Source organism: Chloracidobacterium sp., assembly GCA_016716305.1.
In the GTDB taxonomy this organism is placed as follows: Bacteria; Acidobacteriota; Blastocatellia; order Pyrinomonadales; family Pyrinomonadaceae; genus OLB17.
In genome coordinates this window covers 539,146-555,349 of the sequence record JADJWP010000002.1, presented here as the reverse complement: position 1 = coordinate 555,349, position 16,204 = coordinate 539,146, and the positions used below count along the sequence as shown (strand labels likewise).

At 51.6% G+C, this 16,204-nt stretch carries 16 protein-coding genes; 12 read left to right on the top strand and 4 right to left on the bottom strand.

The window, feature by feature from the left end; translation table 11 throughout:
- Positions 1-40 precede the first annotated feature (40 nt).
- The 4 genes from IPM28_04390 to IPM28_04375 all read left to right on the top strand — a co-directional run bounded on the left by IPM28_04390 (position 41) and on the right by IPM28_04375 (position 3,315).
- Positions 41-1,774, top strand: coding sequence for an aldehyde dehydrogenase family protein (locus IPM28_04390; protein ID MBK9172232.1), 1,734 nt, complete (start codon positions 41-43; stop codon positions 1,772-1,774).
- The gene (locus IPM28_04385) at positions 1,761-2,447 is read left to right on the top strand and encodes a VWA domain-containing protein (GenBank protein ID MBK9172231.1); all 687 of its coding nucleotides are present in this window, start codon (positions 1,761-1,763) and stop codon (positions 2,445-2,447) included. The genes IPM28_04390 and IPM28_04385 overlap by 14 nt, the downstream gene beginning before the upstream one ends.
- 5 nt (positions 2,448-2,452) lie before the next feature.
- The gene (locus IPM28_04380; protein MBK9172230.1) at positions 2,453-2,863 is read left to right on the top strand and encodes a zinc ribbon domain-containing protein; all 411 of its coding nucleotides are present in this window, start codon (positions 2,453-2,455) and stop codon (positions 2,861-2,863) included.
- Positions 2,864-2,997: 134 nt separating this feature from the next.
- Positions 2,998-3,315: a BMC domain-containing protein gene (locus IPM28_04375; protein MBK9172229.1), complete on the top strand. Its 318-nt coding sequence runs from the start codon at positions 2,998-3,000 to the stop codon at positions 3,313-3,315.
- Between the two features lie 90 nt (positions 3,316-3,405).
- Here IPM28_04375 and IPM28_04370 read toward each other — a convergent pair whose 3' ends face one another.
- On the bottom strand, positions 3,406-4,491 hold the full coding sequence (locus tag IPM28_04370; protein MBK9172228.1) for a VWA domain-containing protein: 1,086 nt from the start codon (positions 4,489-4,491) through the stop codon (positions 3,406-3,408).
- A gap of 18 nt (positions 4,492-4,509) precedes the next feature.
- Positions 4,510-5,505, bottom strand: a complete 996-nt coding sequence (locus tag IPM28_04365; GenBank protein ID MBK9172227.1) for a VWA domain-containing protein — start codon at positions 5,503-5,505, stop codon at positions 4,510-4,512.
- 243 nt (positions 5,506-5,748) lie between these two features.
- On the opposite strand from IPM28_04365, the gene IPM28_04360 reads away from it, so the two are divergent.
- Genes IPM28_04360 through IPM28_04350 form a run of 3 tightly spaced genes read left to right on the top strand, consistent with a single transcriptional unit; the run spans position 5,749 to position 9,390 of the window.
- A complete protein-coding gene (locus IPM28_04360; protein ID MBK9172226.1) occupies positions 5,749-6,987 on the top strand; it encodes a type II secretion system F family protein in 1,239 nt (412 codons plus the stop codon).
- A gap of 18 nt (positions 6,988-7,005) precedes the next feature.
- Positions 7,006-8,685, top strand: a complete 1,680-nt coding sequence (locus IPM28_04355) for a type II/IV secretion system protein (protein MBK9172225.1) — start codon at positions 7,006-7,008, stop codon at positions 8,683-8,685.
- A gap of 3 nt (positions 8,686-8,688) precedes the next feature.
- The gene (locus IPM28_04350; GenBank protein ID MBK9172224.1) at positions 8,689-9,390 is read left to right on the top strand and encodes a hypothetical protein; all 702 of its coding nucleotides are present in this window, start codon (positions 8,689-8,691) and stop codon (positions 9,388-9,390) included.
- On the opposite strand, the gene IPM28_04345 is transcribed toward IPM28_04350, so the two are convergent.
- The gene (locus IPM28_04345; protein MBK9172223.1) at positions 9,364-10,299 is read right to left on the bottom strand and encodes a threonine/serine dehydratase; all 936 of its coding nucleotides are present in this window, start codon (positions 10,297-10,299) and stop codon (positions 9,364-9,366) included. The two genes, IPM28_04350 and IPM28_04345, sit on opposite strands and share 27 nt — an antisense overlap.
- Positions 10,300-10,731: 432 nt before the next feature.
- Here IPM28_04345 and gndA point away from each other — a divergent pair, with 432 nt between their 5' ends.
- Together gndA and IPM28_04335 are read left to right on the top strand one after the other, a co-directional pair.
- Entirely contained in the window at positions 10,732-12,141 is a 1,410-nt protein-coding gene (gene gndA, locus IPM28_04340) for an NADP-dependent phosphogluconate dehydrogenase (GenBank protein MBK9172222.1), read from the top strand.
- Between the two features lie 21 nt (positions 12,142-12,162).
- A complete protein-coding gene (locus IPM28_04335; protein ID MBK9172221.1) occupies positions 12,163-12,642 on the top strand; it encodes a hypothetical protein in 480 nt (159 codons plus the stop codon).
- Between the two features lie 5 nt (positions 12,643-12,647).
- Here IPM28_04335 and IPM28_04330 read toward each other — a convergent pair whose 3' ends face one another.
- On the bottom strand, positions 12,648-13,490 hold the full coding sequence (locus IPM28_04330) for a UDP-3-O-acyl-N-acetylglucosamine deacetylase (protein ID MBK9172220.1): 843 nt from the start codon (positions 13,488-13,490) through the stop codon (positions 12,648-12,650).
- 181 nt (positions 13,491-13,671) lie between these two features.
- Here IPM28_04330 and IPM28_04325 point away from each other — a divergent pair, with 181 nt between their 5' ends.
- The 3 genes from IPM28_04325 to IPM28_04315 are packed head-to-tail and all read left to right on the top strand — an operon-like array spanning position 13,672 to position 16,064.
- A complete protein-coding gene (locus tag IPM28_04325; GenBank protein MBK9172219.1) occupies positions 13,672-14,262 on the top strand; it encodes a hypothetical protein in 591 nt (196 codons plus the stop codon).
- A gap of 11 nt (positions 14,263-14,273) precedes the next feature.
- The gene (locus IPM28_04320; GenBank protein MBK9172218.1) at positions 14,274-14,672 is read left to right on the top strand and encodes an EVE domain-containing protein; all 399 of its coding nucleotides are present in this window, start codon (positions 14,274-14,276) and stop codon (positions 14,670-14,672) included.
- 42 nt (positions 14,673-14,714) lie between these two features.
- Positions 14,715-16,064, top strand: a complete 1,350-nt coding sequence (locus IPM28_04315) for a hypothetical protein (protein MBK9172217.1) — start codon at positions 14,715-14,717, stop codon at positions 16,062-16,064.
- Positions 16,065-16,204: the final 140 nt, after the last annotated feature.

The window sequence follows — 16,204 nt, the reverse complement described above, 5'->3', positions numbered from 1 at the left end:
AGGTTCCGCCGCACAACCCGACTACAGATAGCTGCCATCGATGGGCGACAAAGATCTAATTGCACAGCAGGAAGCACGCGATGCGGTCGAGGCCGCCCATCGTGCTTTTGCGATTGTTGGAAATTTCGGCCAGGAAAAGATAGACGAGATCTGCGGCGCGATGGCGGGCGCAGCGCTTGCAGATGGGGGAAGGCTCGGCCGTCTGGCTCATGAAGAGACCGGATTCGGAAACGCTGAGGATAAACGCGAAAAGAATCGTTTTGCCGCCGAAGATGTCTGGAATCATTTTCGTACTCTCAAAACCGTAGGTGTAATTCGTAACGATGCGAACATAGTCGAGATAGCTTCGCCTCGCGGTGTCGTTGCCGCCATCATTCCATCAACGAACCCGACATCGACCGCGATCTTCAAGATCATCATCGCGATCAAATCGCGAAACACTATAGTCCTTTCTCCCCATCCGTCCGCCGCCAGTTGCATTCGTGAAACCACGAGGGTGATGCGCGATGCCGCGATAAAGCACGGTTTGCCGGCTGACGCGATCTACTGTATCGAGAATCCGACGATCGAAGGCACCGAAGCGTTGATGAAACACCGCAAGACCGCCGTTATTCTGGCAACAGGCGGTATCGGACTCGTTCGCGCGGCATACTCCTCAGGTAAACCCGCATTCGGCGTTGGGCCCGGCAACGTACCGGTTTTCATAGAACGGTCTGCGAACGTTTCAAAGGCTGTGGCCGATATTCTGACCGGGACCTGTTTTGATAATGGCACGATCTGCGCTTCCGAACAGTCTGTCGTTGTCGACCGCCCGATCGAACAGGCGGTTCGCGATGCGTTTCGCTCGCAAGGCGGCCACTTTCTTTCACCGACAGAGGCCGACAGCGTCGCAAGGGTGCTTTTGACCGACCAGCGTACGCTGAATCCTGCAATTGTTGGCAGGTCGGCCGAGCATATTGCGGGCCTTTCCGGCATAACGATCCCACCCGGCACAAGGTGTCTGATAGCCGACTGCGTTGGGGTAGGACGCGACTTTCCGTGGTCGATCGAGAAGCTCTCGCCAACGCTTGCATTCTTCGTTGCCGAAGGTGTCACAGCGGGTGCCGAACGGTGTCAAGAGATCCTCCAATTCGGCGGAATGGGACATACTGCGGGGATGCATACGAACGATCGTGATGCTGCGATACGATTTGGCGAAAAGATGCCGGCATCGCGGGTGATAATAAATTCACCCACAACTCACGGTGCGATCGGCCTCACGACGGATCTTGCTCCTTCAATGACGCTCGGCTGCGGATCATGGGGTGGAAACGTCACGTCCGACAACGTATCGCCGATACATCTGATGGATATCAAGCGTGTGGCATTTGAAACAAAACCGGTCAATCGGCCACTTAAGAACGATCCAGTTTCATTTGACCACTTAGAGATGCCCAGGGGCTCGGTTCGTCGCACGGTCAAACGCGAAGAGATCGCGTCGATCGTCGACAAGTTTTTGAGTTCGAGGATCGGCAATACAAAGCCGGAATCAACCACTGCAAAATCCGTACTTGCCGAAGCCGAACCATCGCCGGTCAAAACGATAATACACGAACTGAGGCCGCAGTCATTGACCGAAAATGGGTCAGAAAAGACTCCGGTCGATTTCGTGAGTGAGAACGATGTAAGGGCGGCGATGGAAAAGGGTGAGAAGATCTTCATTCACGCAAAAACGATCTTGACCCCATCAGCCCGCGACCTCGGGGAAGAAAAGGAGATATTTGCTCGCACCTGATCTACGAACGCAGATCTTTCGATTATTCTATGCCTTGATCCTTACGGCATCGTGTCTTTATGCGACTTATGGCCAATCCGCCTTAGATAACGAGAGGTCAGAGAAACCCGCCACAGACGTTGTCCGATATGGCATCGTACTCGACAATTCCGGTGCGTTTCGTTTGATGCTCGAACGAGCTGTGCGGATCGTTGCAGATGTTGTCCGGAAAAACGAGGAAGGCGATCAGGCCTTTTTGATGACATTCTCAGACGCTGGCAACATCGTGGTTCGTCAGGAGCTTACGTCGAATCGGGCGGAAATGGTCGATTCCGTCGAAAACGTTTACGCTGAGGTCGGACGCGGATCCTATCTTGATGCGATCAATGCATCGTTGGCGTTCATGGTCGAAGCCGAGGGCTCGGGTGCGGCTCTGTTAAAGTCGTTGATCATTGTCACTGATGGTGAAGAACGGGATGCTGCGATCAGGCCCGATGATTTGATCATCAAAGCTAAGGCAAACAAGATCCGACTCCATTTCATTGTCATTTCCGCCGCAAAGCAAACATCGAAACAAGTTGACCGGCTGGCGCGCGAAACCGACGGAAAGGCCGTTTATCCAAAAACGACCGAGGATTTCAAGAGTGTTTCGGCAGAGATCGCGAAAGAGATCAGACGCGCCCAAAGCAAATAGACCTAATGTCGAAGACGGAAGTCAAAGAACTGAGTTGTACGAAATGCGGTGCCGAGATCCGAGAAGCGGCTTTGTTCTGTTACGGTTGCGGCACAAGTGTGAAAGCCGCGGCCGACGAAGTCGAAACGCCTATACCGATCGAAGCTGAAAAGGCGTCTGACAAAAGCGTTGCAAACGATAACTTGTCAGAAGCGGATATGAGGCTTATGAGTGACAATGGTGAAGCAGCTGCGCCGGCAGAAATGCCGATGCGACCAGCGGCAGCGATCCGTCGGCGCTCGAGACGCGAACCCGCAAAGCCGATCGTTGTCGAATGGCAGCCAAAACGCGGCGTTTCATTGTCGTTCATGATCGGCAGTATTTTGTTTGCTTTTCTCGCGTTATTGATAATTACCGCAGCATTGTATTTGCGATAATATATAATCGTTGAATGGAGATCGTTGTCGCAATTTTCTTTGGGGCCGTTATTGGCGGAGCGATCCTTTTGGCTCTTGCGATTTTTTTTTATAAGGCCTTGAAGGGCCGGCGCAGATCGAGTTGATCCAATTTTATGCAAGCACTCGGAATGATCGAATGTATGGGCCTCGTTGCAATGATCGAAGCTTCGGACGCGATGGTAAAGGCGGCCAACGTTGAACTCGTTGGCTACGAAAAGGTCGACGCAGGGCTCGTGACCGCGATTGTTCGCGGTGAGGTCGGCGCCGTGAAGGCGGCTGTCGATGCCGGTGCCGCAGCTGCACGAAAGATAGGTACGGTAACGGCTGTCCATGTAATACCGCGACCGCACTCAGAAGTTGAGACCGGCATCCCGGTCGTTGTGACGGGCGAAACAACAAGAAAAAAGATCTCGGGATCGGTTCCCGAATAGGCTTGGCTTACGCTCGAGTGACGAAAAGACCGGCTTAATTTGTGCCTGCCGGTCTTTTTCCCATAATGAAAGTCTATTTTGCGGTTGGTCTCAATTCGATCTTTGGAGCGTCGGGGCGCCGTCTGGCCCATCCGCCGTGCGCCCTGATCGGGTTATCGCGATACGCTTCTGCTTATTTGGCCCATCGTTGACAACGACCTTTATGTTGCGAAAGGTTCCGTCTTCGCGGTCGTTGGTCGGAATATAGCCGATCGAATACTGAGTTCGCATCTCGCCCGCAATGTCTTGCGCGATTCCCCTAAGTTCCGAGACTTCTCCGGGAAAATATGCCTTTCCGCCGGATTCCGTAGCAAGTCGTTCCAAAAAGGCTCTTGCCTTCGATTGAGTGCTTTTCGAAACGAATCCGTCTTTGCTGTCGAGATCTTTCACGAATCCGACCGCGTATATCTGGACGTCCGACTCTCTAAGAAGGTCGAACAGCTGTTTTTGCGTATAATAGCTGTTAACGTCATCGCCGTCGGACACTAATATGAGCGCGCGCCGTTTCCGATCGTCCTTATCCGAGGACTGTTTGTAGCTCGATACACGCTGAAGTGCGAGATAAACCGCGTCGATGATCGCAGTGCGACCGCCTTCAACATACAGATTCTCAAGGGCATCCGTTAGATCCTGCTTGTTAGCAGTAAAATCCTGCATTATTTCGATCTTTTCCGAGCTTACAAAACGAATTATGCTTGTTTCGTCTGCAGGGCGGTTTGTACCGACAATGATCTTGCTCGCCTCGATCACTTCATTTATCTGGGGCCTGAGCGAACCGGAATTGTCGATAACAAGCGAATAATTCGTCGGCACCTCTGATTGAGAAAAGAATTCGATCCGCTGCGGCACGTTATCTTCGAAGATCGTGAACTCGGATTGCTTGAGGTTATTGATCGGCCGATTCGTCCGGTCTATGACTCGGACGTTGAGGTTTACAAGCTCGGTCTCGACCTTGATCACCTCGTCCTCTTCCGGCGTTGGGGACGGTTTGGCTGCGGGTGTTGGCGTTGGGGTCGCTGACCCGTTAAGTACGCGATCCCGCGCGATGGTTTGAGCCGTAGAACTCGTTATCTCGGCCTCGAATGCCGCAGTGCCGATGAGGGTAGCGGCGAAGATTGCAAAAAACAGGCGTTTCATTCAGTTTGAACCAGCTCTTTAACGATAAGTCGAAGCCGGCGTCGCGTAATAGCCTTCGCGGCTTCGAACGGTTAGACGCGGTAATCCCCTTGGGGGTTTGACCTTAACTCTCACCTTTCTCCATTTTCCGTCAGGCTCGAAATCGGTGGGGGTGTACCCGATCGAATACTGGTGACGGAGCTCTAAGGCGATCCGTTCGAAGATCTCGTCCATTTCGATCGCGGTATTCGGGTAGAACGATTTTCCGCCAGTTACAGCAGCAAGTTCATCTAGAAACGCTTGTCCCTGCATTCCTATCGAACTCACAATGTCACCGCTGTCAACGATCCCAACCCCGTATGTCACAACGTCAGACTCCTTCATTAGTCGTCTGACCTCATTGAAGTTATAACGGGATGAATTGTCCTGACCATCACTAATGATCAAAAGAGCTTTCTTCTGATGGGAACCTCGCGTCACACGTTCAATGCCAAGATAAACCGCATCGTAAAGAGCGGTGTTCTGTCGCGGGTTCACAAGAGTGAGCTTCTGCAGGACGGCATCACCATCGCGGGTTCTGTCGAGAAGCAACTGTGCTCGGCTGTTGAAGGCGATCAGGAAGTATTCGTCGTTCGGATGGCTCGAATTGATGAATCTGCGCAGCGCCGTCCGCGCTTTCGCGATCTTGCCGCCGCTCATTGAGCCTGAGACATCGAAAAGGATGCCGACCGAGACCGGGGCGTCGCTATCGCTGAAAAACGAGACTTGCTGCTCCTTGTTGTTATCGATGACGGTAAAGGCACTTCGCGTCAAACCAGATACGTAACGACCATAGAGATCCGTAACGGTCAGTGTTAAGGTTACAAGATCGGTCTTGATCGTTACGGGTTTTGACGGGTCATCATCGATAGGCGGTGTCGCCTCGGGCTGCTGGGCAGAGATCGAAACTACAAAAAGGACAGCCGAAATCAAAACAGCTTTCAAACCTGACAATGCGAGGTGTCGGTTCGGAAACTCTAAACCAGCCAGACCCATAGGTATCTCCGTTTATAAGAACTCTTTTATTTTAGGTAACAGCTACAACTTCCGCAAGATAATTCTTAAGATGTAACTATGTTTCGGAAGGTTGTTCCGGGTGGATTCACATTTCTCACAGATTCCATTGCAACCTTTTCGTGATAAACGCGTGATAGAATTGGCTTATTGCCTTTGCATAACATGTGTCTTTGTCTAAATGCAGTCTAACTCGTCGTCCTGGGACGGGCATGATCTATTCTTATGTCTGAATTCATTTGCCGGATGGGAACGCCTTCCGGTGAGATAGTTACACGGATAGTCGAGGCGTCCGGTGCGGCTGACGCAAAGATCCAGTTGGAACATGAGGGCTACAAGGTCTTTACTGTTTCTCCAGCAGATGGAGGGATCGCGTCGGCGTTCCGATTTGGACGATCCGGGGGGAAATCCAGGGTCAGACAAGCTGACTTCTTACTATTTAACCAACAGCTTTCCGCATTGCTGCGTGCTGGTATCCCGGTCCTCCAGGCGATCTCACTTCTGAAGAACCGGTCTGCTTCGGCAACGCTGCGAGAAGTACTGGCAAGCGTTGAGGACAAGATCAAGAGCGGTGTTTCGCTTTCTGATGCATTTGAGGCTCAGGGAATATTTCCAAAGATCTATACGGCATCGATCTTATCTGGTGAAAAAAGCGGAGCCCTTGATGACGTTTTGCTTCGATTTGTCGATTATCTGAGGCGAAATGTGAACCTGACGCGAAAGCTCAGGGGCGCACTTGCTTACCCTGCGTTTCTGCTTGCCGCGTCGGGTTTTATGGTTGCGTTTCTGACGCTTTACATAGTTCCGAGGATGTCGGACCTGTTCAAAGGACTCAGTGCGAATCGTGGGTTGCCGACCGTTACAGTCATCGTACTCGCGATCTCGAATGCTGTGGCCGCAAATATTTGGTGGTTATTGCCGTTGATCCTTATCATAATATTGTCGCTGGTAGTTTGGCTACGGACCGAAAGCGGGCGACTGTTGCTTCACAGATTACTGCTCAAGATACCTATAGCAGGCACGCTGATACGGCAGATGACGACAGCTCAACTGGCGCGGTCTCTCTCAACATTGTTGTCAGGCGGCATTACGGTTCCGGATTCTTGGGAAATCGCGGCTCAGGCGATCAACAATCTTGAGCTTCGCCGCCGCAGTCAATCTGTCCACCATCTGATACGAGAGGGCTACGGGTTCACAGCGGCGTTGGAGCAAGCAAATTGGATCCCTGAGCTTGGCCTGGATATGATCGGCATAGGAGAACGCTCCGGCAGCCTTCGGGAGATGCTCGACGAAGTCGCGTCATTTTACGATGGTGAGGCGGAGGTCAAACTCGAGCAACTCACGACCCTGATGGAACCTCTGATCCTCGTTTTCATGGCGATCGTAGTCGTAGTAATTCTGCTAGCCATATATCTTCCGATCATCGACACTATATCGTCCGGGCCGAGCGGGGGCCGTCGATGAAGTTACCTTTGATTCAAAATGAACCAGCAAACTGAAACAATCACGAATACTTCGTCGCCTAAGATCGAATTATCCGATTTCCTGGAAAATGAGCCGCCCGAGGTTGTCGAGGCTAAACAACTCGCGAAACGCTATAGACTTCCATACATTGATCTTCTGCCACCCGATCAGCCTTCGCCCATCGATTACGAAGAGCTTGCGAAGATACCGGTCGAAATGATGCTTCGGAATCATTTCGTGCCGCTGAAGCGTGACGGCCGCAACCTGCATGCGGCTATGGCCGACCCGACCAATCTCGAACGTCTCGATGAAATGGAGAATGCGCTGAATGTTCGCATCGTCCCGTACATCGCGACTCAGGGAGCGATCGATGTTGTGTTGAAGAAAGGCGATGCGACACAGCGTGTTCTTCAGGAAGCTGCATCCGGATTCAAGATATCACTTGTAAAAGAGACGGAACATGGCGAGGAAGTTCTTGACCTAGATCGTCTTGCAACTGACGCCGATATGTCGCCGATCATCAAACTCGTCGACACCATTGTTTACAACGCGATGGAGTCGAGAGCATCGGACATTCATATCGAAGCAGGCGACCGCGATGTTCGGGTCAAGTTCAGGATCGACGGTGCACTCTATGCCAAGGTCGACCCGATCGATATGGCCTATCACCAGACCCTTATATCGAGAATCAAGGTGATGTCCGAGCTTGATATTGCCGAACGCCGAATACCGCAGGACGGTCGGTTCCGCGTTAGATATAAAGGCCGGACTGTCGATTTTCGTGTTTCGATACTGCCCTCGGCCTTCGGCGAGAACTGCGTAATTCGTATTCTGGATAAGGAGCAGATCTCGGAGGAATTCAAGAATCTAAGCCTCGATGTCGTCGGGTTCGATGAAGACGACCTTCGAAGGTTTCGCATCTACATCAAAGAACCTTACGGTATGGTCCTGGTCACCGGCCCGACCGGCTCAGGTAAAACGACGACGCTCTACGGTGCACTGAACGAGATCAGAAACGACGAGGACAAGATAATCACGATCGAAGACCCGGTCGAGTATCAGTTGCAGGGAATAATGCAAATACCGGTGAACGAAAAGAAAGGGCTCACGTTCGCACGTGGACTTCGTTCGATATTGCGTCACGACCCGGACAAGATCATGGTCGGCGAGATACGCGATGAAGAGACAGCACAGATCGCTATTCAGTCGGCATTGACCGGGCATCTCGTTTTCACAACAGTTCACGCAAATAACGTTATCGATGTGATCGGTCGATTTCTCAATATGGGTGTCGAGCCCTACAATTTCGTGTCGTCGCTCAACTGTGTACTCGCTCAGCGTCTCGTCCGATTGCTTTGTGCGACCTGTAAGCGGCCGTTTGAGCCGACGGAACAAGAGCTTCTCGAATCGGGCTTGCGTCCGGAAGAGCATTCGGATCGCGTCTTATTCCGTAACGTCGGTTGTGACGCTTGTAATCATACCGGTTATCGCGGTCGAACTGCGATCCATGAACTTCTGGATATGTCGGATGCCATCAGAGAAATGATAATTGAAAGACGGCCAGGATCAGAGATCCGTCGACAGGCTGAAAAAGAAGGGCTTTCGAGCCTTCGCGAATCGGCCGTAAAAAAGGTCTTTGGCGGGCATACGACTTTGCACGAGATCAACCGCGTAACATTTGTTGAAGAGGTCAGATAACCTATGAAGTTCGTCTTGATTTCGATCGCACTCGTGAGCTTTTCGTCGGCGACCCTCGGACAATTGTCAGGTAATCCGGAAAACTGGTGTCGCGAGGGGTTCTTTACGCGTGACTCCGATGATTTTAAGATCGCAACCGTCGAAGGGGCCAAGGGAAGTCGCAAGTACTTTTATTCTGACGATTCGGAAAGCCAAAAATGTCCGGAATCGGCCGGCTGCCGCCTTAAAACCTATTTGATCCCGGGCGACAAGGTGGTGGCGAACCGTGTGCGCGGGAATTCGATGTGCGTATGGTACACACCGGCCAAGGGTTCTCCTACGGTTGGCTGGATGCGAAGCGAAGATCTCACTATCGAGGCCTCTGTTGCGAAAGTCGGCCTTACGGCATGGCTTGGCGAGTGGACGTATGGCGAAAACACCATCAACTTTACCAATAACAAACTAGCTGGCTGGCTGAACGTGACCGGAAGCGCGGTTTGGAAGGGCGTCGGTGACAATGTCCATGTTGGCGAACTCGACGGTCGCGTCGAACCGCGAAACGGATCGCTTCTTTTCTCAGATGGTGAGGACGAGTTCGATTGCAGAGCTACGATGCGCCTTGTGGGCGGCTTTCTCGTCGTTGCTGACAACTTGCAGTGCGGCGGCATGAACGTGACATTTTCTGGCGTTTACCGCCGTTTATTTGACAAAAGAGGCGTTCGCTGATCGGTCAATTATTTTGGTGTAGAGCTCAGTGTCTACGTTGCCACCACTGACGATAACGCAGACCCTTTTTCCGACGAATCGTTGAGGATCGATGAGCAGCGCCCCTAGCGACAAAGCTCCAGTCGGCTCTGATTTTAAGTTTGCTAATTCAAAATAATGTCTGACCGCTTCGCTGATCGCAGTTTCAGGAACTTCAATAAAGCCCTTTACTCCATCGCGGATTATCGGCCAGTTCAGATCACCGATTGACACTGTACGGGCACCATCAGCGATCGTCTCCGGCTCTGATTCGTTCGGGATGATCTTCCCGGCGCGAAATGATCTGGCCGCATCGTTGCCTAACAGGGGCTCCGCGCCAAAGACCGTGGCGGAATCGCCGTTCCGGCATAGCCCTTGTACGATGCCCGCGATCAGTCCGCCTCCGCCGACAGGCACGATGATCGTATCAAAGCCGTTTCCTGAAAGTTCATCACCGAGTGTGGCATTGCCCTCGATGACCAATTTGTCATCGTAAGCGCTAGCCAAATAGGCATCCGGTATCTGTTCTGCGAGTTGAGAAACCCGTTTCTTTCGCGCGACCTTCGTCGTGTCTATCAGATCGACCGTGGCGCCAAATCCTCGGACAGCATCTATCTTGACCTGAGCTGACGTCTGCGGCATCACGACGGTGCATTTCTTGCCCATTAGCCTGCATGCGTAGGCGAGAGCCTGCCCAAAGTTACCCGAAGATGCTGTTAACAACGCATTGTTCTCGACATTGGCCGCGAGGTTGTAGGCGGCCCGGAACTTGAAGCTTCCGGTGTGCTGGAAGGATTCGGTCGCGATCGTAATATCGAGTCCAAGTCGGTCTCGGAGCTTTGACGAAACAATGAATGTCGTCGGGCGAATGACTTCTTTCAGTGATAGCATAATTCCTGAACGAAGTTTATAGTTGACTCCCGAAAGGGGCAAGCGCGGGTCCTTTTCTGCAGGCAGCGCTCTTTTTTATTTAATCTTGTGTCTAAGAATGACAAAGAGATCGCCGAGCTTCTTGAATTGATCTTCCAGCAGGCTAAAATGCAATTCGGGCCAGCGATCCGATCCCGATGGCTTCATGATGTCAACGGTTGCACAGGTTGCGGGGGTGTGATAAATGTCCTGAAGTTTAAGAATAAGTATGCCCTCTCGCTCAATGCTTCATCTTTCGGGTGCATGGATTCTTAATAGCTTTACCTGTGCAGTGAGTGCGCGAACGACGTTATGAGGGCCTTAAAGGCGAAAGCTTATGGCACTTGCACTTCGTGGCAAAATTGAAAAGACTCTGAAGCAAGCTTACCTCAAGCACTTAGGTCACTGAAGGCAATGAATAAACCTGAATTCGGAATGATAGGACTCGGCACGATGGGCCGCAACTTCTTGCTCAATGTCGCTGAGCAGGGAGTTACTTGTGCCGGTTACGACATCGACCCAGCCAAACGCGACATGCTGCTCAGCGAGGGATCGTCGTTAAATATCCACGCAGCGGCGGATCTGCCGGAGTTTCTGGCATCGCTCGAAACACCGCGAAAGCTAATGCTGCTCGTCCCGGCCGGGCCGATCGTTGATTCTGTGATCGAAGACCTAATTCCCCATCTCAATTCAGGCGACGTTGTCGTAGACGGAGGGAATTCGCATTTCTCTGATACCGAACGTCGAGAAACTCGACTTAACGAGAAAGGCTTTGAATTCATGGGCGTTGGCGTTTCCGGCGGCGAGGAAGGGGCGCGCAATGGGGCTAGCATCATGGTCGGCGGCAAGCCTGAGGTATACGACCGCGTGCGTGCAATATTCGAGGCGGCATCAGCAAAGGTCAACGGCGAGCCCTGCGCAGCTCATGTTGGAAATGGTTCGGCCGGGCATTTCGTTAAGATGGTCCACAACGGTATTGAATACGCAATGATGCAGCTAATTGCTGAGGTTTACGATCTGTTCATTCGCGGCAACGCGATGACCGATGATGAGATAGCCGGAATCTTCGCAGAGTGGAGCGAAGGCGACCTGAGTTCCTTTCTCATCGAGATCACCGCCTCGGTTCTTAAGAAGAAAGACGATGAGACGGGCAATTCGCTGGTTTCGATGATCCTTGATACCGCCGGGCAGAAAGGAACCGGAAAATGGACCTCACAGACGGCGATGGACCTCGGGGTGCCGATCCCGACGATAGATTCTGCAGTATCGATGCGGCAGATCTCGGCCCTGAAAGCTGAGCGTGCGGCAGCAGCCGAGGCGTGGAAAATCTCAAAGCCGGTTAAAACCGCAGATGCGAGGCCGAAAGAAGCCGTTGAATTTGCGCGAGCAACCCTTCGCCTCGGCTTTCTAACGGCCTTTGCTCAAGGCATGTCGCTGCTCAGTACCGCTTCGCATGAAAAAGGATATAACCTCGACATGGCAGAGATCTCCAAGATCTGGCGGGGTGGATGCATCATTCGAGCCTCGATGCTCGAGGAAATTCGCGTCGCTTTTGCTGACGACCCGAACCTCTCGAATCTTCTTTTTGCTCCCAGTTCGCTGCCGGTGATCCAACGGGAATACAAGAAACTGTCCGAGTTTGTTCGTTTGACTTCATCTTTGGGTATCCCTTGCATGGCTGCGGCCTCATCGCTCAATTATCTCGAAGCTCTTTCGAGCGAACGGCTGCCTGCGAGCCTAATTCAGGCTCAACGCGATTTTTTCGGAGCACACTCTTACAAGCGGGTTGATAAAGAAGGGACGTTTCACACGAATGACTGGTAATTGTGGTCCGAAATGCACGCTATGAAACTCTTGAGGACAATGATCTTGGTTTTTGCGTCGATCAGTTATGTTGTGGTGATCGGAGGCGCAGTATATGAACATACGGCGATAGTTCCGGTTTGGACTTCGGCCGTCCCAGCTTCGTTGGCGATGTATCAGGGAGAGTACGCCATCGTTCCTGCTCGTTTCTGGATCCCGATTCATCCTGTCACGATCTCACTGCTTTTGCTTGCTCTTTTGTTGAATTGGCGTACGGATCGCAGGAGCCCGGTTATGGCAACAATTGTTGCCTACATCATCGTTCTTGCCGTGACCTTTACGTATTTTGTCCCGGAACTCATGTCTTTGACACGGTCGGAATATTTATCAACGATGGACCCTGGATTAACGGCTCGTGCTGCACGTTGGGAATTTCTAAGTCTGATCCGCCTTGGGTGGATGATCCTTTTCGCGGTCGTTTTGTTGGTCGGGCTGTCGAAAAGCGATGAAGTGACCGACTGAAGAAGTCAAATGATCTCCCAGGCGCCATCTGTTTTCAAAAGTTTGCTCATCAGCGCGGCATGGACGGCGTGACCGCTTTTTTCGGCAGTGATCTTGCCAAGGACAGGAATGCCAAGAAGTGCGACGTCTCCGATAATGTCGAGTATCTTGTGCCGAACGAATTCATCGTCAAAGCGCAGCGGGGTTTCGTTCAGCATGCCATCTGGGGTAAGAACAATGGCATTTTCGAGCGAACCGCCGAGGGCTAGATTGGCCTTACGCAGCATTTCGATCTCGTGCGCGAACCCGAATGTTCGCGCCGACGCGATCTCGCGGCCATAGGAACCGTTATTCGCCACGAACGTAAATTTCTGACGGTTGATGAAAGGATGTTGAAAATCGATCACGCATTCGATCTCGAAATGGTCTGACGGTTCGATAGACATCTTGCGGTCGCTGTGCTCGTAATCGACTCTCTCTAGCACCTTAAGGAAGCGACGCGGGGCGTCCTGCTCAACGATGCCTGCATTCCTGATCAAATCTATGAAATTTTCGCTAGAGCCGTCCAGGATCGGTATTTCGATGTTATCGAGCTCTACAAAGCAATTATCTATTCCTGAGCCGCGCAATGCCGACAAAAGATGTTCACAGGTCGAAAGCACGACGCCCTTTCGGACGAGCGTGGTCGCGTAACTGCAATGTCCAACGTACTCGACCGATGCCGGGATCTCGAAGTTGTCGAGATCCGTTCGAACAAAGATGTATCCAGTATTCGCGGGCGCGGATCGGAGCGTGACGTTAACGTCGACGCCGGTGTGCAGTCCAACGCCGGAGATCTCGATCGGTTTTGCAAGCGTTGTTTGTTTCATCTCGAGCTAATCCATAAGCAGGATACAATTGCTGTGCCGCGTCAAAAACGCGAAAAAACCGAAGAAATCGAGGACAAGATTCGCGGATGCGTCGCTTTTCCGCAATTGCAGATGCAAAAAAGCAACAACGTTGGCCTCCAATTTACTATTCAATCCTAACCATTTACAATTTGTTCAAAGTATGGCAATTCAGACTGCGGGACAAAAGACCGCAAAATCAACCAGGTTAAAGATCGAGAACCAGGCGACCATCGATCTTCCGAACGACGCCGAACAGCATATTCAGAAGGTCTTGGATCATCTGCCGTTTGAGCATTTACGTGGCCTCGAGCGTGTAAAACTCGTCGATTTCATCAATGACCCGAGGCTCAAGAATCTGGATGTGCCGATGAAGGGCGACCTGCCCGGACTTTATCATCCGAAGGTGCAGAACCAAGGTGCGTGGCTCGAAATGTCGATGGGTGCGTTATTACAGCCGACCGAGGGTTTTGCGAAGCGTTGGATGGCCAAGTCGTCGTTTAAGGCAAATCTTGCAGGGCTCATTTTTTCGCTCGTCGGCCAGCATTATTATTTGACTTTGCGCCATTCAGTAAAGAAACAGAGCCTCGAACCGCAAATTCGTCAGTATGCCGAGAAAAATCTCAAATCTTGGAGCGATCTGCAGAACAAGAACAGTATTCGTGCGAAGATATTCAAGCCGTTTCGCCCGATCCTTGAACGTTGGGCAAAATGGCTAAACAAGAAGGCCGCGGCTTCGCAAAAGAAATCGTAAGAAAGAGAAATATGAACTATTGGATGGTCAAACAAGAGCCCGATTCTTACTCGTGGGATGATTTCGTTAAGGACGGCAAGACCGACTGGACAGGAGTCAGAAACTTCCAGGCTCGAAACAATCTCCGAGCGATGAAAAAAGGCGACAAGGTCCTTTTTTATCATTCAAATGTGGGGAAAGAGGTTGTCGGCATTGCGAAGGTGACAAAGCCGGAATTCCCCGATCCGACCGATGAAAAATGGGTTGCAGTGGAACTTTCGCCGCTAAAGCCTCTTAAAAAGCCGGTCGGACTTGCCCAGATCAAGGCGAATATCGCCCTCGCCAATATCGGCCTGCTTCGTCAATCGCAGCTTTCAGTAATTTCGCTTACCAAGGACGAGTTCGAAGAAATACTCAGCATGGCTCGTTGATCCTCATTCGTCAGATATGTTCCACATAATGGGATTGCTCAAATGATCAAAGAAGCTGTCGACTATTACCATAAACTCCTCGAGGACGAAGTGCTCGCGCGCGAGTCGGTCGAAGCACTCGACCGTGGTCTCGAATCGGCCCGCTTGATCTTTGGTGGTCGGCGCCTGTCTCCTTATCTTCGGCCGCACTTTATCACGGCAGATGAATGGTCGATCGCGAAAAATGCCTGTGAGACCATTTGGAGCACTCTTCAAAAGGTGAAAGACGCAGCCGTTGCCGACGATGAACTGCTCGATGAACTTGGCATCACCGAGATCGAACGCGAACTTGTAAAGATCGACCCGGGTTACAAACAGGTTTCCCCAACCGCCCGGCTGGATTCGTTTCTTACAGAGCAGGCGTACAGTTTCGTTGAGCTGAACGGTGAAAGTCCGGCCGGGATCGCTTATTCCGACTCCGCCTCCGAGATCTTCGAATCGCTGCCGGTGATGCAGAAATTCGCGGAACGATTCCCGATCCGACCACTTGAGGGAAGTTCTAAACTGCTTTCGGTTCTTTTATCATGTCACGCCGAATATCTCGGAAAGATGCCGGAAGAGCCTCCAGTTATAGCGATCGTCGATCTGCGGGACCTTCCGACGCAAAAGGAATTCGAGCTTTTCAAGGACTTTTTCGAGTTTTCGGGATACTCCTCGCTGATATGCGCACCGCAGGATCTTGAATGGGACGGCAACCGCCTTTACTGCAATGGGGTCGCGATCGATATCGTGTATAAACGTCTGCTTGTTAACGAGTATTTGCCGATAATGAACGAGTATCCGGCCCTTCTTGATGCTTATCGTGCGGGAGCCATCTGCATGGTCAATAGTTTTCGCGGAAAGCTCGTACATAAAAAGGCAATTTTTGCTGTTCTCACCAACGAAAGGTACGCGCATTTATTCACTGACCGCGAACTCGCTGCGATAAGATCGCATGTCCCTTGGACGCGGAAGTTTCGGCAGGAAAGGACGTTCAATCGCAGCGAAGAGATCGACCTTGTGGAATGGACAAGGTCAAATTCCGCGAAATTGGTCCTTAAGCCCAATGACGACTACGGCGGCCACGGTATATTCATTGGCTGGAGCCTTGATTCCACTGAATGGGATCGTGCGATCGAAACGGCCCTGGCGAATGGAGATTACCTTGTGCAGGAAAAGGTCGTGACGGCCAGAGAATCGTTCCCGATGTTATTCGATGAGCGCGGTAAATGGGGGATGGTCGAACAGTTGGTCGATCTCGATCCGCTGCTCTTCAACGGCGTCGTTGGTTCGGCTTTTACTCGGCTTTCATCGAGCGAATTGGCAAACGTATCAAGCGGCGGCGGGATGGTTCCCACTTTCATTCTTGGTTAGACTCTCGGGTCACTTCGGCTAAATGCATCGATAATCACGAGTTTCTCTATCGAAAAGTCTTTCGATTCAAGCAGAAATTGTGTAATTATTGAGAAAACGGACCGATCGTCCGTTTTTTAAATATTGGGCGGCGCGTAGCT